The 21,347-nt window shown below is 72.5% G+C and carries 18 protein-coding genes; 12 read left to right on the plus strand and 6 right to left on the minus strand.

Going from position 1 to position 21,347, the window contains the following annotated elements:
- Nucleotides 1–28 precede the first annotated feature (28 nt).
- Genes EBN88_RS03865 through fabG form a run of 3 tightly spaced genes read right to left on the minus strand, consistent with a single transcriptional unit; the run spans nucleotide 29 to nucleotide 3,093 of the window.
- On the minus strand, nucleotides 29–1,240 hold the full coding sequence (locus EBN88_RS03865; protein WP_122182360.1) for an alpha/beta hydrolase: 1,212 nt from the start codon (nucleotides 1,238–1,240) through the stop codon (nucleotides 29–31).
- Between the two features lie 55 nt (nucleotides 1,241–1,295).
- The gene (locus tag EBN88_RS03870) at nucleotides 1,296–2,387 is read right to left on the minus strand and encodes a TIGR03617 family F420-dependent LLM class oxidoreductase (protein WP_199742243.1); all 1,092 of its coding nucleotides are present in this window, start codon (nucleotides 2,385–2,387) and stop codon (nucleotides 1,296–1,298) included.
- Nucleotide 2,388: 1 nt separating this feature from the next.
- Nucleotides 2,389–3,093 carry a 3-oxoacyl-ACP reductase FabG gene (fabG, locus tag EBN88_RS03875; protein WP_122182362.1) on the minus strand — a complete coding sequence of 235 codons (705 nt, stop codon included), beginning with the start codon at nucleotides 3,091–3,093 and terminating at the stop codon, nucleotides 2,389–2,391.
- A gap of 394 nt (nucleotides 3,094–3,487) precedes the next feature.
- On the opposite strand from fabG, the gene EBN88_RS03880 reads away from it, so the two are divergent.
- From EBN88_RS03880 to EBN88_RS03910, 7 genes are all read left to right on the plus strand, one after another.
- Nucleotides 3,488–3,823 (plus strand): acyl carrier protein, encoded by a 336-nt coding sequence (locus tag EBN88_RS03880; RefSeq protein ID WP_233580438.1) that lies wholly within the window; start codon nucleotides 3,488–3,490, stop codon nucleotides 3,821–3,823.
- Complete coding sequence (locus EBN88_RS03885) at nucleotides 3,813–5,162, plus strand: beta-ketoacyl-[acyl-carrier-protein] synthase family protein (protein ID WP_122182363.1); 1,350 nt, start codon at nucleotides 3,813–3,815, stop codon at nucleotides 5,160–5,162. Before EBN88_RS03880 ends, EBN88_RS03885 begins: the two co-directional genes overlap by 11 nt.
- Complete coding sequence (locus EBN88_RS03890) at nucleotides 5,159–6,388, plus strand: beta-ketoacyl synthase N-terminal-like domain-containing protein (protein WP_122182364.1); 1,230 nt, start codon at nucleotides 5,159–5,161, stop codon at nucleotides 6,386–6,388. The genes EBN88_RS03885 and EBN88_RS03890 overlap by 4 nt, the downstream gene beginning before the upstream one ends.
- A gap of 305 nt (nucleotides 6,389–6,693) precedes the next feature.
- Nucleotides 6,694–8,931, plus strand: a complete 2,238-nt coding sequence (locus EBN88_RS03895; protein WP_122182365.1) for an MMPL family transporter — start codon at nucleotides 6,694–6,696, stop codon at nucleotides 8,929–8,931.
- A 213-nt stretch (nucleotides 8,932–9,144) separates the two neighbouring features.
- Nucleotides 9,145–10,140 carry an AvrD family protein gene (locus EBN88_RS03900; protein WP_158621316.1) on the plus strand — a complete coding sequence of 332 codons (996 nt, stop codon included), beginning with the start codon at nucleotides 9,145–9,147 and terminating at the stop codon, nucleotides 10,138–10,140.
- Nucleotides 10,141–10,142: 2 nt separating this feature from the next.
- Complete coding sequence (locus EBN88_RS03905; protein ID WP_122182367.1) at nucleotides 10,143–10,922, plus strand: AAA family ATPase; 780 nt, start codon at nucleotides 10,143–10,145, stop codon at nucleotides 10,920–10,922.
- Between the two features lie 151 nt (nucleotides 10,923–11,073).
- On the plus strand, nucleotides 11,074–11,712 hold the full coding sequence (locus EBN88_RS03910; protein ID WP_122182368.1) for a TetR/AcrR family transcriptional regulator: 639 nt from the start codon (nucleotides 11,074–11,076) through the stop codon (nucleotides 11,710–11,712).
- Nucleotides 11,713–11,748: 36 nt separating this feature from the next.
- Here EBN88_RS03910 and EBN88_RS03915 read toward each other — a convergent pair whose 3' ends face one another.
- On the minus strand, nucleotides 11,749–12,696 hold the full coding sequence (locus EBN88_RS03915; protein ID WP_122182388.1) for an NADP-dependent oxidoreductase: 948 nt from the start codon (nucleotides 12,694–12,696) through the stop codon (nucleotides 11,749–11,751).
- A gap of 95 nt (nucleotides 12,697–12,791) precedes the next feature.
- Nucleotides 12,792–13,481, minus strand: a complete 690-nt coding sequence (locus EBN88_RS03920; protein WP_158621317.1) for an AfsR/SARP family transcriptional regulator — start codon at nucleotides 13,479–13,481, stop codon at nucleotides 12,792–12,794.
- A gap of 592 nt (nucleotides 13,482–14,073) precedes the next feature.
- Here EBN88_RS03920 and EBN88_RS03925 point away from each other — a divergent pair.
- Together EBN88_RS03925 and EBN88_RS03930 are read left to right on the plus strand one after the other, a co-directional pair.
- A complete protein-coding gene (locus EBN88_RS03925) occupies nucleotides 14,074–15,078 on the plus strand; it encodes a sensor histidine kinase (RefSeq protein ID WP_122182370.1) in 1,005 nt (334 codons plus the stop codon).
- Nucleotides 15,079–15,103: 25 nt separating this feature from the next.
- Entirely contained in the window at nucleotides 15,104–15,793 is a 690-nt protein-coding gene (locus tag EBN88_RS03930) for a response regulator (RefSeq protein WP_233580439.1), read from the plus strand.
- A gap of 79 nt (nucleotides 15,794–15,872) precedes the next feature.
- Here the strand turns inward: EBN88_RS03930 and aceE are convergent, their stop codons facing one another.
- Nucleotides 15,873–18,605 carry a pyruvate dehydrogenase (acetyl-transferring), homodimeric type gene (gene aceE, locus EBN88_RS03935; RefSeq protein ID WP_122182371.1) on the minus strand — a complete coding sequence of 911 codons (2,733 nt, stop codon included), beginning with the start codon at nucleotides 18,603–18,605 and terminating at the stop codon, nucleotides 15,873–15,875.
- A 383-nt stretch (nucleotides 18,606–18,988) separates the two neighbouring features.
- Here aceE and EBN88_RS03940 point away from each other — a divergent pair, with 383 nt between their 5' ends.
- The 3 genes from EBN88_RS03940 to EBN88_RS03950 all read left to right on the plus strand — a co-directional run bounded on the left by EBN88_RS03940 (nucleotide 18,989) and on the right by EBN88_RS03950 (nucleotide 21,343).
- Nucleotides 18,989–19,423 carry a DUF3052 domain-containing protein gene (locus EBN88_RS03940; protein WP_122182372.1) on the plus strand — a complete coding sequence of 145 codons (435 nt, stop codon included), beginning with the start codon at nucleotides 18,989–18,991 and terminating at the stop codon, nucleotides 19,421–19,423.
- A 153-nt stretch (nucleotides 19,424–19,576) separates the two neighbouring features.
- A complete protein-coding gene (locus EBN88_RS03945; protein WP_122182373.1) occupies nucleotides 19,577–20,035 on the plus strand; it encodes a peroxiredoxin in 459 nt (152 codons plus the stop codon).
- Between the two features lie 177 nt (nucleotides 20,036–20,212).
- Nucleotides 20,213–21,343 (plus strand): DUF475 domain-containing protein, encoded by a 1,131-nt coding sequence (locus EBN88_RS03950; protein ID WP_122182374.1) that lies wholly within the window; start codon nucleotides 20,213–20,215, stop codon nucleotides 21,341–21,343.
- Nucleotides 21,344–21,347: the final 4 nt, after the last annotated feature.

A 21,347-nucleotide genomic window follows, 5' to 3' on the forward strand; every position in this document is an offset into this window, starting at 1 on the left:
TCACCTTGACGGAACGCGCGCGCGGAGGTCAGCCGCAGGGGGTGAGCGGCGCGCAGTCGGGCGCCTCCGGAGCGCAACCGGCGCTCGCCGCCGTGCCGTTGCCCACCCGGGCGAGGTTGCTCAGGCTGGCCGAGCCGGGGAGGTAGTAGCCGTCGTGGCCGCTCGCGCCGCCGCTGCCGAGCGGGCGGGCCCCGAAGGTCGGGGAGGACGGGTCGTTGCCGTGCCCCAGCGGGCCTATCGCCAGGTGCGGGATGCCGCCGATCCAGTCGTCCTCGGCCCGCATCGCCCAGACCCGCGCCGTGGTGCCCAGGTCATCGACCCGCTCGGCGCGCATCCCCGGGCTGCCGGTGACCGCGATGTCCGTGACGCTGGACGGCAGTTCGTCGGCGGCCAGCCCGCAGACCACCGAGCCGTAGGAGTGGCAGAACAGCGCCAGTTCGGCGTCGTCCGGCAGCCCGCGCAGCGTGGCCAGAAGCCGCTCGGCGCCCGTCTCGGCGCTGCCGGCGGTGACCGCCGACATGGTCAGCCCGCGCGGTGCGTCGTAGTCGGCCCAGGCGATGGTGGCGGTGGCGGTCTCGGGGGAGCGGGACCGCTCCTCGGCGTAGAGCGCCCGCGCCATTCCGGCGGGCGCCGACCAGCGGCCCTCGGTGCGTTCGAAGGTCAGCAGGTCGGTGTTGACGCCGGGCACGACCAGGGAGACCCGGTCCGCCGCTTCGAGGTCGCCGAAGACCTCGGCGACCCGGCCGCGCCCCGAGGGGTCGAACGCGAGGATCTGCCGGTCCTCGCGCAGCAGCGACGCCAGGCGGTTGGCGCGGCGGCCGGCCTCCCACTGGCCCTCGGGCGAGAGCCGCGCGTCCTCGGCACGCCGCCGCTCCTCCGCCCTGGCGTCCTCGATGGCCAGCCGGTTGGCCTGGTAGCGCAGGGTGAGCGGGGCCCCGGGCAGGTTGCCGACGACCAGCGGGTAGCGGTCGGCCAACGTCCGCGCCTGGCCGGGGTCGAGGGCGGCGAAGAAGGCGGCGATCCGCTCGGCGGGGGCGTCGGGGTCGGGCAACGGCCGGTCGGCGATGGTCGCCTGGGTCCACAGGGCCAGCTGGCGTTCGAGGGGGCCCGGCTCCGCGGCCCGCGCGTTCACCAGCCAGCCGGCGGCGACCAGTACCGCGAACGTCACGGCCAGCACCAGCACCACGCGCCGCAGCGGGTGGGCGGTGCGTGTCGGGGCGGAGCGGACGAACGCGTACATCGCGCCCCAGCGTACGGGGCCGCCAGGGCGACCCGTCCAGCCCTCCGCGCCCGGCTCAGCCGGCGCGCTCCGCCGTGTCGATCTCGCGCAGCCGTCGGATCAGCGGCAGCCAGCGGTGCGGGTCGGTCACGTTGGGCTCGTAGAAGCTGAGGCTGGTGGCGTGGCCGGCGTAGGTGTCGTGGAGTTGGCGGGCCACGTCCTCGGCCTCGCCGACGAAGGCGAACGTGCGCAGCACCGAGTCGTCGATGACCGAGGGCATCTCGTCGGCCCGCCCCTCGGACGCCAGCCGGTGCAGCTCGTCGCGGACCTCGCCCAGGCCGTGCAGCTCCAGGATGGACGCATAGGTGGGGGCCGCCACATAGAACGCCAGCTGTGACCTGGTGCTGGCGACCGCGCGCTGGTACTCCTCCTCCGTGCGGCCGGTGGCGACCATCGGCGTCAGGTGCAGCTCGAAGTCCGCCATGTCCCGGCCGGCCCGCTCCCGCCCCCGGCGCAGCGCGGGCAGGGTGACCTCCGTCAGGAAGCGGGGGGTGGTGATGTTGTGGGCGACGAAGCCGTCGGCGACCTCGCCCGCCATCTCCGTCATGGCCTCGCCGACGCCGCCCAGCACCACGGGGGGCCAGCCGTGCGGGTTCGGCCCGGGGTCGAAGAACGGCACCATCAGCGTGTGGCGGTAGAACTCCCCCCGGAAGCGCAGCCGTTCGCCGGTCTCGAAGCTGTGCCAGATGGCCCGCAGCGCCTGCACGTACTCCCGCATCCGGGCGACCGGGGCGGACCACGGCATCCCGAACCGCTTGGTGATGTGCGCCTTCAGCTGGGTGCCCAGGCCGAGGGTGAAGCGGCCGCCGGAGAGCGTCTGGAGGTCGTTGGCGAGCATCGCGGTGGACATCGGGTTGCGGGCGAAGGCGACCGCGATCCCGGAGCGCAGCGCGACGGAGCGGGAGCCGCCGGCGGCCACGGTCAGGCTGACGAAGGGGTCGTGGCGGGTCTCGGAGACGACCAGCTCCTGGTAGCCGTTCTCCTCCAACGCGCCGGCGAGCTGGCCCAGTTCGCCGGGTGCCACGGAGATCGCGGCGAAGCCGGCGCGGAACGGGCGGGCCGCCGCGTGGGCCGGGGCCCCGGGCGTCGTCTCGATGTCTGTGGCCACGTCAGTGCCCCATTCCATAGCCGCCGCTGACCGGAATCACCGCGCCGGTGATGTAGCTGGCCTCGTCGCCGGCGAGGAAGCGGACGATCCCGGCGACCTCCTCGGGGCGGCCGGGCCGGCCGATCGGGGTGGCCGCGAGGATCTCGGCCCTGCGCCGGTCGCCGAGGTCGGCCACGAGGTCGGTCTCGATCAACCCGGGGGCGACGACGTTGACGGTGACCCTGCGGGTGGCGACCTCGTGGGCGAGGGAGCGGGCGAAGCCGATCATCGCGGACTTGGCGGCCGCGTAGTTGGAGACGCCGGCGGAGCCCATCATCCCGGCGGCCGAGCCGATCAGGATCACCCGTCCCCAGCGGGCGCTGGCCATGTCCAGCAGGGCGCGGCGGGTGACCCGCACCCCGCCGCCGAAGTTGGTGTCCAGGACGGCGTCGAAGTCCTCGGGCTCCATGCCGAGGAAGAGGTTGTCCCGGGTGATGCCGGCGTTGGAGACCAGCACCTGGACCGGGCCGTGCTGGGCCGTCACCTCGTCGTACGCGCGGTCGACCGAGCGCTGGTCGGTCACGTCGCAGCGCACGCCGAAGAGGCCGTCGGGCGGCGGGCTGGTGCGGTAGGTGACGGCGACCTTGTCGCCTGCGTCGGCGAAGGCGCGGGCGACCGCGAGGCCGATGCCCCGGCCTCCGCCGGTGACGAGGACGGAACGAGACACGGATTGCCTCCCGATGGCTGCGGGTTCGGGTTCGGATGCACAAACGGGGCCGTGGAAGAGGCCGCGGAGGAATACGCGCGGGCCACGCTCCCCGACCGGAGAACGGGCGCGGTGACGCGTTCCCGGAACCGGGAATTCCCGGAGCGGGCAGCGGCTCTGTTTCCCGGCGTTCCCGCAATGCTGGCCGCAGCGCGTCAAAGCGATGTCAACTCCGGGTCAAAGAGCGAATCCCGGCGGAATGCGGTGTCACTTAAGGGGAATTACCGAGGCGAATCCTGGGAGTGGGGAGGGGCCGCTGGCTAGTTTTGCCGCGACCACAACGCCGAGCGGCGTTCCGTCCGGGGGTGGGCCCCGTGACGGGGGAGCAGTCGACGGAACGACAGGAGACGCACAGATGACCACCGACCTGACCTCGGACCCGACGACGACGGAGACGGGCGCGACCACAGCGACCGCCGTGCCCGCCGTGACCACCGCGACCGCCTCGGTGCGCGAGCGGATTCGCGACATCGTGGTGGCGGAGTTGGAGGTGGAGGGGGAGATCGAGGAGACGGGCGACTTCGTGGAGGAGTACGACGCCGACTCGCTCTCGTTGATCACCATCGTCAGCCGCGTGGAGAAGGAGCTGGGCATCCGGGTCCCGAAGGACGAGCTGTCCGAGATGAACAACCTGAGCAGGACCTACGAGATCGTCGAGGCCCACGCGAGCGGGGCCGGCGATGCCGCCTGAGACGCGGGCGCGCGCCGAGGGGCGGCGCGTCGTGGTGACCGGGATCGGCGTGGTCAGCAGCGTGGGGATCGGGGTGGCCGCCTTCACGGAGGCGATCAGGGCCGGGCGCACCGGCACCTTCCCCATCACGAGCTTCCCGACCGAGGGCTTCCCGGTGACCATGGCCGGCGAGGTCAGCGACTTCGACGCGGCGGACTGGCTGGAGCGGCTGACGGCCGAGGAGTGGGGGCGCAGCGCCCAGTTCGCCGCGGTCGCCGCCCGGCTGGCCGTGCGCGACGCGGGGATCGACCCGGAGACGTTGGGCACGGTGGCCGCCGGCTCGGTGATGGGCACCACGGGTGGGGAGTCCACGGTGCTCCAGGAGTTGGCCGAGGCCGCGCACGCCGGGGGGCTGAAGTCGTTGGCCCCCGAGGTGGTGTGGCGGCTGCCGGCCAGCCGGATCGCCAACGCGGTCAACAGCGAGCTGGGGCTGACCGGTGAGGCGCAGACCGTGCCCACCGCCTGCTCGGCGAGCAACTTCGCGCTGGGCTACGCCTACGACCTGGTCAGCGGCGGCGAGGCCGACCTGATGCTGGCGGGCGGCGCCGACGCGGTCAACCGGGCGACGCACGCCGGCTTCTTCCAACTGGGCGCGCTGTCGCCGGACGTGTGCCGCCCGTTCGACGCCGAGCGGGCCGGCATCCTCACCGCCGAGGGCGGCGTGGTCCTGCTGCTCGAACCGCTGACGGCGGCCCTCGCGCGCGGCGCGCGGATCTACGCCGAGCTGCTGGGGTACGGGGCCAACTGCGACGCCCGCCACATGGTCAACCCGGACGCCGGCAGCATCGCCGAGTGCATCCGGCTGGCCCAGGCGGACGCCGGGGTGGGGCCCGAGGAGATCGACTACATCTGCGCCCACGGCACCGGGACCCCGACCAACGACGCCACCGAGATCGCGGCGGCCCGCATGGTCTTCGGCGACCGGCTGCCGCCGATCAGCTCCATCAAGTCGGCGATCGGGCACACCATGGGCGCGGCCAGCGGCCTGGGCGCGGTGATCTGCTGCATGGCGCTGCGCGACGGCTTCCTGCCGCCCACGGCCCATCTGCGCGCCGTGGACCCGAAGTTGGGGCCGGGCGTCGACCCGGTGCCGGGCACGGCGCGGCCGGCCAGGCCCCGGGTGGCGCAGAACCACGGCTTCGCGTTCGGCGGGAACAACGCCATCACCCTCTTCGGACGGTACGAGGCGGACCGGTCAAGCAAGGTGAACGAGGCGAGCGAGGCGAGCGAGGCGAACAGGGCGAACGGGGCGCACGGCCGGGTCGCGGCCGGCGCCGCCTCGGGCGGGGAGGGGACATGACCGTGACGACCACGGCGGCGGCCGGCGCCGGGCGCGCCGCCGCGCGGCCGGGCGGAACGCTGCGGATCACCGGTTGCGGGGTCCTCTCGGCCGCCGGCCAGGGCCTGGACGCGCTGGCCGAGGCGCTGCACGGGGCGCGCGCCCCCGTCGGCGAGCCGACGGCCGACCCGCCGGCCGACTTCCCGCCCGCCCCGCTGCGGCCCGTGACGCCCCTGGACATCAGGGAGTTCCTGGGGCGGCGCGGCACGCGGAAGCTGGATCGGTTCAGCTCGCTGGGGCTCGCCGCCTCCCGGCTCGCCCTGGGCGGCCCGCCGCCCGAAGGGGAGGACCGCTCCACCACCGGCGTCGTCCTGGCCACCAGCACCGGCAGCCTGCGGTCGTTGGCCGCCGTGGCCAGGGACACCCTGGTGCAGGAGCTGCCCTATCTGGTGGACCCCTCGATGTTCCCCAACACCGTGATGAACAGCTGCGCGGGACAGATCGCCATCTGGAACGGGCTGCGCGGCCTGAACGCGACGGTCGCCACCGGGCAGACGTCGAGCCTGGCGGCGCTGCGCCACGCCCGCACGGCGCTGGCGCGCGGGCGCGCTGACCGGCTTCTGGTCGGCGGCGTCGAGGAGTTGACCCCGGCCGTCGCCTGGGGCCGGCACCGGGCCGGCGGCCTGGAGCCGGACACCCCGCTGGGCGAGGGCGCCGCGCTCTTCGTCGTCGAGCCGGCCGGCGGGGAGCCGGCCGGCGGGGAGGCGGCGGACCGAACGCGGGGGACCTCGCGGGACGCGAGACCGGAGACGGGCGCGGAGACCGGCGCGGGGGCGGTGTCGGCCGAGGTGCTCGCCGTCGAGATCGGCTATGCGGGCGGCCCGGCCGGGCGGCCCGGAGGGCTGGCCCTCGGGCTCGCCGACTGCCTGTCACGCGCCCTGGCGCGCGCGGGCGTCGAGGCGGGCGAGGTGGACGTGGTGGCCACCGGGGCAGACCGGCACCTGGCGCTGGCCGGGGCCGAGGAGCGCGCGCTGCGGCGGGTGCTCCCGCGTGCCGCCGACGTGCGCCGGCTCAGCGTGGCCGAGGTGCTGGGCGACTGCTACAGCGCCAGCGGCGCGCTCCAACTGGCCGCGCTGCTGGCCGACTGGCGCGCGTCGGACTCGGCCGAGCGCATCGGCCTGGTCACCTCGGTCGGCGGGGACGGCAATGTCGCCTGCGCCGTGGTGTGCGCCCCGGGAGCGCGCTGAGGGCCCTCGCGCCGGCGCGCCGACTCCCGTGCGGCGGCGGGATGTTGACAGTGTCATCATCGCCGCTAGGATGGGTCCGCGCGCCATGTTTCCACCGTTAACATTCGGTCGGCCCCGCGCCCCGAAGCAGTGTCACCGATCCACCGACCCAGCCGGCGGCGCCGCTCGGTCCCGACCGGCGCCGCCGCACCACACGGCACCACCGCCGCACCACGCCGGCCCGGCCGGCGGTCCGGACGCCGGGCCGTCGGCTCACCAGGCGTCACACAGCCCTGTACCACCTCTCCGAGGGGATACCGCTACCCATGTTTACCTGGCTCGGCAGCCTGGCCATCCGGCGTGCCCGCCTGATCCTGATCATCACGGGGGTCGTGGTCGCGATCTCCGGGGTGCTGGCGACCGGAGCGATGGACAAGCTCAAGGTGGGCGGCTTCCTGGACCCTGACGCCCCGTCGAGCGAGGCCGCCGAGCTGATCGAGGAGCGGTTCGGCGGGCAGGCGGACCTGATCGTGCTCGTGGAGGCCGAGGAGGGCGCCACCGTCGACTCGCCCGAGGTCCGCGAGGCCGGCGAACGCCTCACCGCCGACCTCACCGGCGAGGAGACGCTCAGCAACGTCGTCTCCTACTGGACCGACGAGGCGCCGTCGCTCCGTTCCGAGGACGGCCGGTTCGGCGTGGTGGTGGCGCACGTCGCCGGCGACGAGCACGAGGCCCTCCAGAACACCGAGGACCTGCACGCCGCCTACGCCGGCTCCATCGGCCCGGCCGAGGTCACCTTCGGCGGCTGGCAGGGCGTCAACCGGGACATCTTCGAGAACGTGATGACCAGCCTGGTCATCGCCGAGGCCATCGCCATCCCGCTGACACTCGTCCTGCTGCTCGCGGCCTTCGGCAGCCTGGTGGCCGCCGCGCTGCCGCTGGCCATCGGCGTGCTCGCCATCGTCGGTACCTTCGGGCTGCTCAGCCTCCTCGGCGGCTTCACCGACGTCTCGATCTTCTCGGCCAACCTCACCACGGCCCTCGGGCTCGGACTCGGCATCGACTACGCGCTGTTGATCGTCGCCCGCTTCCGGGAACGGCTGGGCCTCGGCGAGAGCGTCCCCGACGCGCTGGCCCACACCGTGCGCACCGCCGGCCGCACCATCCTCTTCTCGGCGGTCATCGTCGCGGCGGCCCTCGCCACCATGCTGCTCTTCCCGCTCTACTTCCTGCGGTCGTTCGCCTACGCGGGCATCGGCGTGGTCACCATCGCCGCGCTGGCCGCGCTCTTCGTGGTGCCCGCGCTGCTCGCGCTGCTCGGCGAACGGATCAACGCCGGCCGGCTGCCCTGGGTCACCGGGATCAGGGGCGGCGACGCGCCGTTCTGGGGACGGCTGGCCCGTGCGGTGCGCCGCCGCCCGGTGCTGGCGCTGCTGCCGGTGGTCGCCGGCATGGTGCTGGCCGCGAGCCCGCTGCTCGGCGTGCAGTTCAGCACCCCGGACGAGCGGGTGCTGCGGGACGACGTCGCCAGCCGCGAGGTCAGCGCCGTCCTCGACGAGGGCTTCACCGGGCTGGACGCCAGCGCCCTCCAGGTGGTCACCGACACCGCCCTGGACGCCCCCGCCGTCGAGAGCCTGGCGAGCGACATCTCCGAGCGGCCCGGCGTCACCCGCGTCGACGCCAGCGTCGGCTCGTTCGCCGAGGGCCGGCCGCTCGACGGGCCGCCGGCCGACGCCGAGCGTTCCGGGCCCGACGCCGAGTGGCTGACCGTCTCGACCAGCGTCGAGCCCAAGTCCGAGGAGGCCACCGACCTGGTCGCCGACCTGCGCGGGCTGGCGGTGCCCGGCGGGGGAGAGCTGCTGGTCGGCGGCACCGACGCCGAGCTGGTCGACACCAGGGACGCCATCGGCTCCCGGCTGGTGCTGGCCATCGCGCTGATCACCCTGGTGACGTTCCTGGTGCTCTTCCTCTTCACCGGCAGCGTGGTCCAGCCGCTGCGCGCCCTGGTGCTCAACGGGCTCGGGCTGGCCGCCACCTTCGGCATCATGGTCTGGATCTTCCAGGAGGGCCATCTCTCCGGGCTGTTGGGCTTCACGCCCCAGCCGACCGACTCCGCGATGACCGTGCTCGTCTTCTGCGTGGTCTTCGGACTGGCCATGGACTACGAGGTGTTCGTGGTCGCCAGGATCAAGGAGCTGCACGACCAGGGCATGACGCCCGACGCGGCGGTGGAGCACGGGCTGGCCCGCACCGGACGGATCGTCACCACGGCGGCCGGCCTGCTGGCGGTCAGCTTCCTCGCCTTCGGCACCAGTTCGATCAGCTTCGTGCAGATGTTCGGCATCGGCGCGGGGCTGGCGATCCTGTTGGACGCGCTGCTGATCAGGGGCGTGCTCGTGCCGGGCTCGCTGGCGCTGCTCGGCCGGAGCGCCTGGTGGCTGCCCGGCCCGCTGCGCGGCGTCTACGCCAGGTTCGGACTCTCCGAGGCCGCCGAGCCCGAGGACGCGGCGGCCGGCGACCGCGACCGGACGCCGGCCACGGACCCGGTCGGCACTCGGGGCTGAACCACCGGCCGGCACCGAACGGGTACCGACGGCCGCCCAGGGAGGGCGAGTTCCCTCCCTGGGCGGCCGTGCGCGTTTCCACGGCGCCTCTCTCCGGCCACCGCCCCGGATTTCCCGATTGACCTCTCCTTGACGCGTGTTTGATGTCGGTCCACGAGAATGACGGCACAGGAAAAGCCAGACGAGGAAAACAGTCAGGGGAAGGCCGAGTCCGTGACCACAGCGCTGAGATTCTCATCGATAGACGAGTATCTGGGGGACGGCAGCAGAAGGTTCTTCAGCGAGGGGTTCAGAAGGGTCGGCCAGCGGCTGACCGACATCCGGGTCGAGCCCGCGCGGCCCGGCCAGGGGAGCGTCTCGGCGACGGCCGCCGTCACCTACCCCGAGGACTGGTCGCGCAAGGACCGGGCCATGGAGCTGAGGCCCCACCTGTCCAGCGTGGACGTGATGGTGCTCGCGGTCCAGCTGGTCGAGGTCTACCTCACCCGGGTCCACGGCCTGACCCCGGAGCAGCGGGCCGCCAGCTGGCTGCGCCGCTTCGCCGTGCGCTCCAGCGCCGGGCCGCAGGAGGACCTGGGCCGCTTCCCCGTCGTCGGCCGGCTGCGCCGCACCCTGCCGGGCGCCGGCCGCGTCCGGCCTGCGGTCTCCGCGTTCGACCTCAACGTCGGCGCCCTGAACGCGGTCTGCGAGGTCGAGCACGACGCGGGTTCCTCGGAGCTGACCCCGGTCGGCTACGCCGACGCCGAGCAGGCGTTGGGCCCGGCCGGGGAGCGGTACTACGGCGACGGCTTCCGCGCCCGCCGGCACACGCTCACGGACGTCCGGCTGGACCCGGACGGCCAACGGGTCGCGGCGCTGGCCACGTTCGCCGACCCCGACGGCCGGGCAGGGCTCGGCTTCGCCGCCGCCTACCAGCCGGGGCTGACGATGGTCGACTGCTTCCTCGCGCTGGCCCAGCTGGCCCAACTCCTCGTCTACCACGAGGACGGCATCACCCGGGGACAGAGCAACACGCTCTGGATGCGGCGGCTGACGATGACCTGCGAGCGGCCCGAGGCGCCCCTGGGCGCCGGCCTGCCGCTGGCGGTCACCCGACACCGCAGCGACGCCCTGGAGTTCTCCGGCGCCCGCTGGCGAAAGGCCGACATGTCAGGCGACTTCCACACGATTCAGGCGCGCTCCTCGATGGCGCACCAACTCCCGAGGTGACCATGGAACGCACGATCAGGCTCGCGGTCTCCGGAACGTACTCGACCGGGAAGACCACGACCACCGAGGCGATCTCGATCGCCACCGGCATCCCCCGCACCCACGCGCTGACCGCGCGGGACATCCTGCACGAGCTGCTGCCCGGGCGGCGCCTGGACCAGCTTTCGGCCTCCGAGCTGATGGTGATCGGCTTCCGGCGCATGGAGGAGCGCATCCACCACGAGGCGGCGGCGATGGAGAGCCACGGCTCGTTCGTCGCCGACGGCTCGGTGATCCACGAGTGGGTCTACGGTCACGTCAGGATGCGGGTGGGCATCAACCCCCAGGCCAACCGGGCCAGTCGGATCGCCAGGGAGATCGCCGGCATCCCGTTCAAGCCCATGATCCGCCAGACCATGGACGCCTGGGGCACCGTGGTCAGGAACCGCGCGCGCAACCACTACGACGCCTTCGTCCACCTCCCGGTGGAGACACACATCACCCAGGACGGCCACCGGCCGGTCTCCGAGGAGTTCCGGAAGCTCGGCGACCGGCTGCTGTTGGAGACGGTCGCCGACATCGGCATCCCGCACCACGTGGTGCGCGGCACCGTCGAGGAACGCGTCGGCAGGATCGCGGAGATCTTCGACCTGCCGCTGGTCATGCCGCTGGACGAGGCGGTCAAGCTGGCCGTGGACAGCGTGCGCGAACAGCGGGAGTCGCTGGCCAGGCGGGCCAGCGAGCAGGAGGCGGCCAACCCGGTCCCGCGCCGCAGGCGGCTGAAGTACGCGATCCGGTTCTGAACGGGCACGGCCGCCTCCCCCGGCCGCGCCACTCCGCGCGACTCCGCGTCGCCGGGTGGGTGCCGGCGGCCCCTCGGCGGCGCGGGGACCAGCGCCTAGACTGGGCGGAGTTCGATCCGCAGGGCCGCGTTGACCAGGCAGGGGTGAGCCGATGGCGGACACGGCGGTACACGACGGGCCCCCGGCCAGGGGCGGTTACCACCACGGCGACCTGCCCAACGCGCTGACCGAGGCGGCCGTCGCCCTGGCCAGCGAGGGCGGCCCGGGGGCCGTGGTCCTGAGGGCCGCGGCACGCCGCGTGGGGGTCTCGGCCACCGCCGCCTACCGCCACTTCGCCGGCCACGCCGACCTGTTGCGCGCGGTCAAGGAGCGCTCCCAGCGGCTGTTGGACGCCTCCGTCGCCACCGCGCTGGCCGCCTCGCCCCCGCTGCCCGAGCGCGGCGACGAGGCCGAGCGCCGGCTGCGCGCGATCGCCGAGGCGTATGTCTCCTTCGCGTTGGGACAGCCGGGGCTCTTCCGCTCCTGCTTCTGCCACACCGACGACGAGAACCCGCCCGACCCGCGCGCCTACGGCACCTACCAGCTGCTGCGCGAGGTGCTCGACGAACTGGCCGAGGCCGGGCGGGTCTCGCCCGGGCTGCGCGAGGACGCCGAGGCCGCCGTCTGGTCCACCGTCCACGGCCTGGCCACGCTGCTGCTCGACGGCCCGCTCAGCGTGCTCCCCGAGCCACGCCGGCGGGCCGTCGTCGAACGGTCCCTGGACGGGATGGTCCACGGGCTGCGGAGCTGACGCCCCCGAGCCGCCCGCGTCCCGCCCGAAGTCCCGTCAGCCGGCCGGGAGTTCGCAGGCGTCCACGGTCAGCACGGTCTTGCCCACGGCGTGCCCGGCCTCGACCGCCGCATAGGCGGCCGGCAGCTCGGCCAGCGGCCAGGTCCGTTCCACCAGGACCTCCACCTCGCCCCCGGCGGCGAGCGACGCCAGCTCGGCCAGCGCCGCGTGGTCCGGCTCGACCAGCATCGGAACGCCCCGCCTGCCGTCCGCGCCGGCGAACGGCGCCGGGTCGCCGCCCGCCACCCTCACCAGCACGCCGCCGGGGCGCGGGGTGCCCAGCAGCCGTTCGGTCTCCCGACCGCCCAGCAGGTCGAGGACGACGTCCACGTCCGCGACCTCGGTCGCCGGGTCCTTCCTGGTGTGGTCGATCACCTCGTCCGCGCCCCAGCCGCGCACCAGCGCGTGCTTGCCCTCGCTGGCGGTGGCGATCACGGTGGCCCCCAGCCGCCGCGCGAGCCGCACCGCCAGATGCCCGACGCCGCCGCCGGCGGCCGTCACCAGCACCCGTTGCCCCGCCTCCACCCGCGCGACCTCGGTCAGCGCCTGCCAGGCGGTGAGGCCGGCCAGCGGCAGCGCGGCGGCGGCCTCGGGGCTCAACGCGGCCGGCCGCAGGGCCAGTTGACGCGTGGGGGCGGTGACGAACTCGGCGTGACAGCCGCCGGGGCGTGGGAAGCGCAGCAGCCCGAGCACCTCGTCGCCCGGCGCGAACCTGGTCACCATGGGGCCGACCGCGCGCACCACGCCCGCCATCTCCCAGCCCAGCGGGAAGGGATGCTCGACGGGCAGCCCCCGGCCGGCGGCGGCCCGGCAGTCCGCCGGGTTGATCCCGGCGGCCCGCACCTGAACCAGCACCTCGCCCAGCCAGGGCGCGGGTCGGTCCACCTCCGTCAGGCGTATCTCGCCGGGGCTGGTCGCCACGGCGGCGGTCATCGTCTCGGGCATGGTCCTCGCGTTCTCCTCGAAGGAACGGATCGTGAAGTGGGGGCGGGCGGCGGGCAACACCCCGCGCGCCGGCCCCCGTTGACGCCCCCGCGCGGTCAGGCGACCGGCCGCAGCGCCAGCAGTTCCGCGTGCAGCCGCTGCACCTCGGGCGACGGATCGATGCCCAACTCCTCGGCCAGCAGCGCCCGCAGCGAGCGGTAGGCGGCCAGCGCCTCGCTCCGGCGACCGGACGCCCACAGCGTCTCGATCAGTCGGCGGTGGAAGTACTCGTGCAGCGGATGGGCGGCCAGCAGCCCACGCAACTCCGGGACCAGCTCGCGGTGTTCGCCGAGCGCCATGTCCGCGTCGATACGCAGCTCCAGCGTGCGCAGCCGCAGGTCGGTGAGGTAGCGCAGGTGGCCGGAGAGCGCCGGCCCCGCCGCGACGTCGGACAGGGCCGGGCCGCGCCACAGCGCCAGCGCCTGGCGCAACAGCACGGCGGCGCGCCGGGTGTCGCCGGCCACCAGGGCTGTCCTGCCGCGCTCGGCGGTGGCGGCGAAGACCTCGGCGTCCACCTGCTCCTCGGTGGCCCGCAGCAGATAGCCGGACGAGCCCGTCGCCAGCGTCCCCTGGCCCACCGGCACCGGGCAGTCGCGCTCCAACATGGTCCGCAGGTGGTAGATGTGGGTGCGAACGGTGGTCTCCGGCCGGCGCGGCAGCCGGCTGCCCCACAGCTCCTCCGCGAACGTGCCCAGGCTGACCACCTGGCCGCGCCGCGCGGCCAGCAGCGCGAGCACCGTGCGCACTTTGACACCCCGTGGGGTGAAAGCCCCCTGGTCGGTTTGGATTTCGAGCGGTCCGAGCAGACCGAACCTGATCATTCTCAACACTCCGAACTGGTCACGCCTTTGACGGTGGAATCCAGGCGGGCGTGCCTCTTTACGGCGGTGTTCCCCCGTGGTCAGGTTCATGGGTAGCAGCAGGAGAGCGGCGGCGCCAAGCAATATCGTTCAGGGGATGCGTTCCATGTGTCGAACGAAACATCTCATGCCCGAGAACGCAACCGAACGGGACGTCGGAACGAACGGGGACGGGAAATTCCAGTTCCCCGAGGGAACCTCCCCGAGATCCCCGTGGAAGGTCAACTCCTCTCGTCAACAAGGTGGTTGCGAGAGTGTTGACATCCGGTCCCCGCAGGTGTGCGGGTGTAGTATGCCGGTGTAACTAATGGGGGAAAGACAACACGCCGTGGGCACCGGGCATAGCTGGCGAGACGGACGCCAACGGTGGGCGTCAATGATCGATCAATGAACACAGACGTCATGGGGGAGTGCTGTGCGCCTAAGATCATCAACGCTTGACACGGCCGATTTACTGTCAGAACGTCGGCCTCTGATCGTGGGGAACTACGCGGCGGAGTTGGAGCGGACCGCCTCGCCGCTGGCCCGGGACACCGGGCTGTTGAACGGATGCCTCACCCAGGCCGAGTACGTGCTCGACGACTGCGTGCGGGCGCTGCGCACGGGCGAGGTGCACCTGGACGTCACCAACCTGCCCCGGGTCGACCTGATGGCGGACAAGTTCGTGACCCACCAACTCCAGCCCGGGGACTACCTGGAGGCGTCCCACGTCTTCGTCGAGGTGGCCTCCGTCGAGGTGCAGCGGGTCCTGCTGGACACCGCCTGCCCGGCCGACCTCCGCGAGGTCGCGACGCGGACGCTGGTGCGCGGAGCCGCCCGCCGCACCCGGTTCCTCGCCGGGTTCTACGACGCCGCCTCGCTGGACACCATCGACGAGATTCGGCTCCTGGAGCGGCGCAGCCTGGCCAGGGACGTGCACGACGGCATCGGGAACGGCCTCACGCTGGCGCTGCGGCTGGTGGACGGCGCGCTGGGGCGGGGCGGGGAGCCGGCGGAGCTGGCCTCGCGGCTGCGCAGGGCCCGCCAGGTCCTGCTCGACACGCTCTCCCAGGCGCAGGAGGTCATCTGCCAACTGCGCCGGCAGGACCCCGCGTTGGGCATCTTCGAGGCCCTGAGGATGTTCCGCGACCACGCCGGGTGCGGGACCACCGCCGTCGACCTCCGCTTATCCGGGGACGACTGGCGGGTCCCCGACACCTCCCGCAAGGAGATCTATCTGATCCTCTGCGAGGCGCTGCGCAACGCCCTGGCGCACGCCGAGGCGGAGCGGGTGACCGTCACGGTGACGGTCGCCGACACCGAGGTGGTCGCCGAGGTCGCCGACGACGGGTGCGGCTTCGACCTCACGCCCCCCGGCGCCGGCGGCTACGGGCTGCGCTCGATGAGCGACCGGGCCGCGCTCCTCGGCGGCACCTGCCGGGTGTTCAGCGAGGTCGGGGTGGGGACCCGCGTACGACTGGGCGTTCCGCTGCGGGGGGAGTGAGGTGCGCCCCGGCCCGGGGCGGCGCGTGCGCGTCGCCCTGGTCGACGACCATGCCCTGCCGCGCGAGACGGTCCGCGACATGCTCCTGTCCACGGGCCGCTTCACGCTGGTCGGCGAGGCGGGGAACGCGGAGGACGCGGTCGCGCTGGCCGCCAGGGAGCGCCCCGAGGTGCTGCTGCTCGACATCGGGATGCCGGGCCACGACCCGGCCCGCACGCTGCGCCGGGTCCTCGTCGAATCGCCCGGCACCCGGGTGGTCGTCGTCAGCATGTACGGCGAACTCCCCATGGTGCGGCAGCTGATGGCCCGGGGCGCGCGGGGCTATGTGCACAAGTCGGCGCGCTCCGACGAACTGGTGGACGCCATCCTCGGGGTGGCCGCCGGCGACCGGCGGATCGTGCTGTCCCGGCCGGAGACGTCGCCGCTCCCGGGCGGGGAACGCGGGGAACGCGGGGAACGGCGGCGCTCGGCGGCCCGGCTGATGTCCGACCGCGAGCTGGAGGTGCTGTCGCTGGTGGCCGGCGCGATGAGCAACCGGCAGATCGCCGCCCGGCTCTCCATCACCGAGGGCACCGTCAAACGCCATCTGCGGAACATCTTCGCCAAGTTGGACGCCGTCTCCCGCATCGACGCGGTCAACAAGGCGTTCGCCGCCGGCATGATCCCCCCGCCCCCACCCCCGGCGCCCCGCGCCAGGCAGCGCCCGCCCGGCTGAGGGGCCCCGCCGAGAGAACGGAGCGGGCCCCGGGCGGAGAACTTCTCCGCCTGGGGCCCGCCCGTTCACTCCGTGTCGGTCAGGCGTCGCCGCCGGCGGCGCCCGGGTCGGCCGCCGCCACGTCCAGCAGCTGGTACCGGTCGATGGCCTGCTTCAGCACCGAGCGGTCGATCTTGCCCTCCTTGGCCAGCTCGGTGAGGACCCCGAGCACGATCGACTGCGCGTCGATGTGGAAGAACCGCCGGGCCGCGCCCCTGGTGTCGGCGAAGCCGAAGCCGTCGCCGCCCAGCGACTGGTAGGTGCCCGGCACCCACCGCGCGATCTGGTCCGGAACGGAACGCATCCAGTCGGAGACGGCCAGGAACGGACCCTCGGCGCCCTGGAGTTTGCGGGTGACATACGGCACCCGCTGCTCCTCCTCCGGGTGCAGCAGGTTGTGCTCCTCGGCCTCCACCGCGTCGCGCCGCAGCTCGTTCCAGGAGGTGGCCGACCACACATCGGCCTTCACGCCCCACTCCTCGGCGAGGATGGACTGCGCCTCAAGCGCCCACGGCACGGCCACGCCCGAGGCGAGGATCTGCGCCGGGACGTTGCCCGAGGTGCCGACGGCGATCCGGTGGAGGCCCCTGAGGATGCCGTCCACGTCCACGTCGTCCGGCTCGGCGGGCTGGGTGATCGGCTCGTTGTAGACGGTCAGGTAGTAGAAGACGTCCTCGGCGTTCTCGCCGTACATCCTCCGCAGACCGTCCCGCACGATGTGCGCGATCTCATACCCGTAGGCCGGGTCGTAGGCGACACACGCCGGGTTGGTCGAGGCCAGCAGGTGACTGTGCCCGTCGGCGTGCTGGGTGCCCTCACCGGTCAGGGTCGTGCGCCCGGCGGTCGCGCCCAGAACGAAGCCCCGCGCGAGCTGGTCGCCCATCTGCCAGAACTGGTCACCGGTCCGCTGGAACCCGAACATCGAGTAGAAGACATAGACCGGGATCAGCGGCTCGCCGTGCGTGGCGTAGGCCGATCCCGCGGCGATCAGGGAGGCCGTACAGCCGGCCTCGGTGATCCCGTCGTGCAGCATCTGCCCGGTCGGCGACTCCTTGTAGGAGAGCAGGAGTTCGCGGTCGACCGACTCGTAGGTCTGCCCCAGCGGGTTGTAGATCTTGGCCGAGGGGAAGAGCGAGTCCATGCCGAAGGTGCGGTACTCGTCCGGCGCGATCGGCACGAAGCGCCTGCCGATCTCCTTGTCCCGCATCAGGTCCTTCAGCAGCCGCACGAAGGCCATGGTGGTGGCCACCTGCTGCTGCCCCGAGCCCTTGCGGACGGCCGCGTACGCCTTGTCGCCCGGCAGCGTCAGCGGCTTGGCGCGCACCACCCGGGTCGGTACGTAGCCGCCCAGCTCGCGCCGCCGGTCGTGCATGTACTGGATCTCGTCCGATTCCCGGCCCGGGTGGTAGTACGGCGGCAGGCCGGACTCCAGCTCGCGGTCGGGGATCGGCAGGTGCAGCCGGTCGCGGAAGCGCTTCAGGTCGTCGACCGTCAGCTTCTTCATCTGGTGAGTGGCGTTGCGGCCCTCGAAGTTCGGCCCCAGCATCCAGCCCTTGATCGTCTGCGCCAGGATCACCGTGGGCTGGCCCTTGTGCTCCTTGGCCGCCCGGTACGCCGCGTAGATCTTGCGGTGGTCGTGACCGCCCCGCCCCAGGTGCAGGATCTGGTCGTCGGTCATGTTCGCGACCATGTCGCGCAGCCGCTGGTCACCGCCGAAGAAGTGCTCGCGGATGTAGGCGCCGGTCTCGGTGGCGTAGGTCTGGAACTGGCCGTCCGGGGTGGTGTTGAGCTTGTTGACCAGCACCCCGTCCCGGTCCTGCGCCAGCAGCGGGTCCCAACTGCGGTCCCACACCAGCTTGATCACGTTCCAGCCGGCGCCCCTGAACTGGGACTCCAGCTCCTGCATGATCTTGCCGTTGCCGCGCACCGGGCCGTCGAGCCGCTGGAGGTTGCAGTTGACGATGAACGTCAGGTTGTCCAGGCCCTCCCGGGCGGCCAGGGCCAGCTGCCCCAACGACTCCGGCTCGTCCATCTCGCCGTCGCCGAGGAAGGCGTAGACGTGCGAGTTGGAGGTGTCGGCGATGCCCCGCGCGTGCATGTAGCGGTTCATCCGCGCCTGGTAGATGGCGCTGATCGGGCCGAGCCCCATGGAGACCGTGGGGAACTCCCAGAAGTCCGGCATCATCCGGGGGTGCGGATAGCTGGAGAGCCCGTACGGGAACTTGGACTTCTCCTGCCGGAACGCGTCCAGGTGCTGCTCGGTGAGCCGGTCCAGGAGGAAGGCCCTGGCGTAGATCCCGGGCGAGGCGTGCCCCTGGAAGTACACCTGGTCGCCGCCGTCGCCGCCGTCCTTGCCCCGGAAGAAGTGGTTGAAGCCCACGTCGTAGAGAGAGGCCGACGAGCCGAAGGTGGCGATGTGCCCGCCCACGCCGATGCCGGGCCGCTGGGCGCGCGAGACCATCACGGCCGCGTTCCACCGGGTCGCGTTGAGGATCTTGCGCTCCACCTCCTCGTCGCCGGGGAAGTAGGGCTCGTCCTTGGTCGCGATGGTGTTGACGTAGTCCGTGCTGCGCATCTCTGGCACGGCCACCCGCTTCTCACGGGCGCGCTCGATCAGCCGGAGCATGAGATAGCGGGCCCGTTCCCGGCCTCGTTCGTCGACCGCGGCGTCGAGCGAGTCAAGCCACTCCTGAGTCTCCTCAGGGTCGAAGTCCGGGACCTGGCTGGGAAGGCCGCCAATGATGATCGGGTTGCGATCTGATCCGGAAGCCACGCTGTTCCTTCACTGTGAGTTGTCTGCTCTGCTGTGTCGCGCCGCCTCCATCGTGTACCGCCGGCGGCGAAACGTCATCTCTACCGGGTGGTAATCCTCATCTCACGGGGCCAGGGCGGCTCTCCCGACCGGCGTATCGGCGGCGATCCTCGATCTGAGGGCCGACCGTCAAGCCTACGCCCGGCCCGCCCGCCACCCGCGAACACCCGTTCCCCGCGCCATGGCGCGGATCACCCCACGTCATGGGCCAAGACGTCAACGTTTGGGCGGGCTCGGGGGGCGGGTACTTGCGCGATCCGCCCGGCCCGTGTGGACTACGCCCCAAGCCGCGCGCACGCGTGGCCCCCATTCGATACTTACCCGAGACAGGACAGGAGCTATCCGTGAGCGCGACCGCGGACCACGCGGATGAGCGGACCAACCCGGCCGCCAGGCTGGGTTTTCAGCCCGGGCAGGTGGTCCAGGAACTCGGCTACGACGACGACGCCGAGCAGGAGCTGCGCGCGGGGATCGAGGCCATCACCGGCGAGGACCTCGTGGACGAGAGCTATGACGACGTGGCCGACGCGGTGGTGCTGTGGTTCCGCGACGATGACGGCGACCTGACCGACGCGCTGGTGGACGCCACCACGCTGATCGACCCGGGGGCGCCGGTCTGGCTGCTGACGCCCAAGACCGGGCGCGCTGGCTATGTCGAGCCCAGCGAGATCGGCGAGGCCGCGCAGACGGCAGGGCTGGCGCAGACCAGCACCGTCAACGCCGGCAAGGACTGGTCGGGGAGCCGGCTGGTGACCCCCAAGACGGCCGGCAAGAAGTAACGGTCCGTGGTTTCTTTCACCACACAGCGTCCCCGGGAGCGGCGCCAGGGGCCCTCCTGGCCCCACCTTCCGGGGGCGCGTCCGGGTTTTCGGGGCCCGACGTAGGCTGGGGCTCGTCACTTTGCCTTCCCCAGGGAAACGGATTACGCGAGCATGGCGATCGAGCCCGGCACCCAGGCACCCGAGTTCACGCTCAGAGACCAGCACGGCCAGTCGGTCTCGCTGGCCGACTTCCGTGGTCGGAAGAACGTGGTGCTGCTGTTCTATCCCTTCGCGTTCACCGGTGTCTGCACCGGCGAGCTGTGCGAGCTGCGTGACCGGCTGCCCGACTTCGTCAACGACGAGGTGCAGCTGCTCGCCGTCTCCAACGATCCGGCCCCGGCGCTGCGCGTCTTCTCCGAGCAGGAGGGCCTCGACTACCCGCTGCTCTCCGACTTCTGGCCGCACGGCGAGGTCTCCCGCGCCTACGGGGTCTTCGCGGAGGACAAGGGGTGCGCGGTGCGCGGCACGTTCGTGATCGACACCTCGGGCACGGTCCGTTGGACCGTCGTCAACGACCTGCCCAACGCGCGGGACCTCGACGACTACGTCACCGCCCTCAAGGCACTCTGACCCGGGTTCGACGGTGGCGAGTGGGACACGGGGCGCGGCGCCTGGGCGCCGGGTTCGCGGTCCGGCCACCACGGGCCGGGTGGGAGGGCCCCGGGCCCCGGGGCCGCCTCCCGACGCGTCCACCTGCCTGTCCACCCGCATAACCACCGCGGTCTCGCGCGGAAGACTGGACTACTCGTGATTCTCAAGACCTTTGGCTGGTCCTTCGGCGTGACCATCGCCGGACTCGCCGCCGCCCTGTACTTCTGGGGTTGGGAGGGGTTCGCCGTGGTGGCGATCCTCTCCGTGCTGGAGATCTCGCTCTCGTTCGACAACGCGGTGGTCAACGCCGGCGTGCTCAAGCGGATGAACGAGTTCTGGCAGAAGATCTTCCTCACCATCGGCATCCTGATCGCCGTCTTCGGGATGCGGCTGGTCTTCCCGGTGCTGATCGTCGCCGTCACGGCGGGGGTCGGCCCGATCGAGGCCGTGGAGCTGGCGCTCGACGACCCCGACCAGTACTCGGAGATGGTGACCGACGCGCACCCGTCGATCGCCGCCTTCGGCGGGATGTTCCTGCTGATGATCGCCCTCAACTTCGTGTTCGAGGAGCGCGAGGTCATGTGGGCGCGCTGGCTGGAGAAGCCGCTCTCCAAGCTGGGCCGGATCGACGGCTTCTCGGTCGGCGTCGCGCTGGCCGCGCTGCTGCTGACCGCGACCACCGTCGCCAGCCAGGCGTACCAGCACGGCGGGCTGCACGCGGACAAGACCGAGACGGTGTTGCTCTCCGGCCTCGCGGGCCTGTTGACGTATCTGCTGGTCGGCGGGCTCTCCGGGTACTTCGAGCACCGCCTTGAGGACGACCAGGAGAAGATGCACGAGGCCGAGGAGGCCGCCCGCCGCGCGGGGAAGAAGCCGACGGCGGTGGGGGTCGGCGGCAAGGCCGCGTTCTTCCTCTTCCTCTACCTGGAGGTCCTGGACGCGTCGTTCTCCTTCGACGGCGTGATCGGCGCCTTCGCCATCACCAACCACATCTTCTGGATGGCGCTCGGCCTGGGCATCGGCGCGATGTACGTCCGTTCGCTCACCATCTACCTGGTCCGCCAGGGCACCCTCGACGACTACCGCTACCTGGAGCACGGGGCGCACTACGCGATCGGCGCGCTGGCCGTGATGCTGCTGATCAGCATCCGTTGGCACCTGCCCGAGGTCGTCACGGGCCTGGTCGGCGTCGGGCTGATCGGCTGGGCGTTCTACTCCTCGGTGCGCGCCAACCGGCGGGACGATGCCGAGGGCAGGGGACACCGGCAGATCTCCGACGAGGTGTGAGCGC

It is taken from the genome of Streptomyces triticirhizae, from assembly GCF_003696235.1.
GTDB lineage: Bacteria > Actinomycetota > Actinomycetes > Streptomycetales > Streptomycetaceae > Streptomyces > Streptomyces triticirhizae.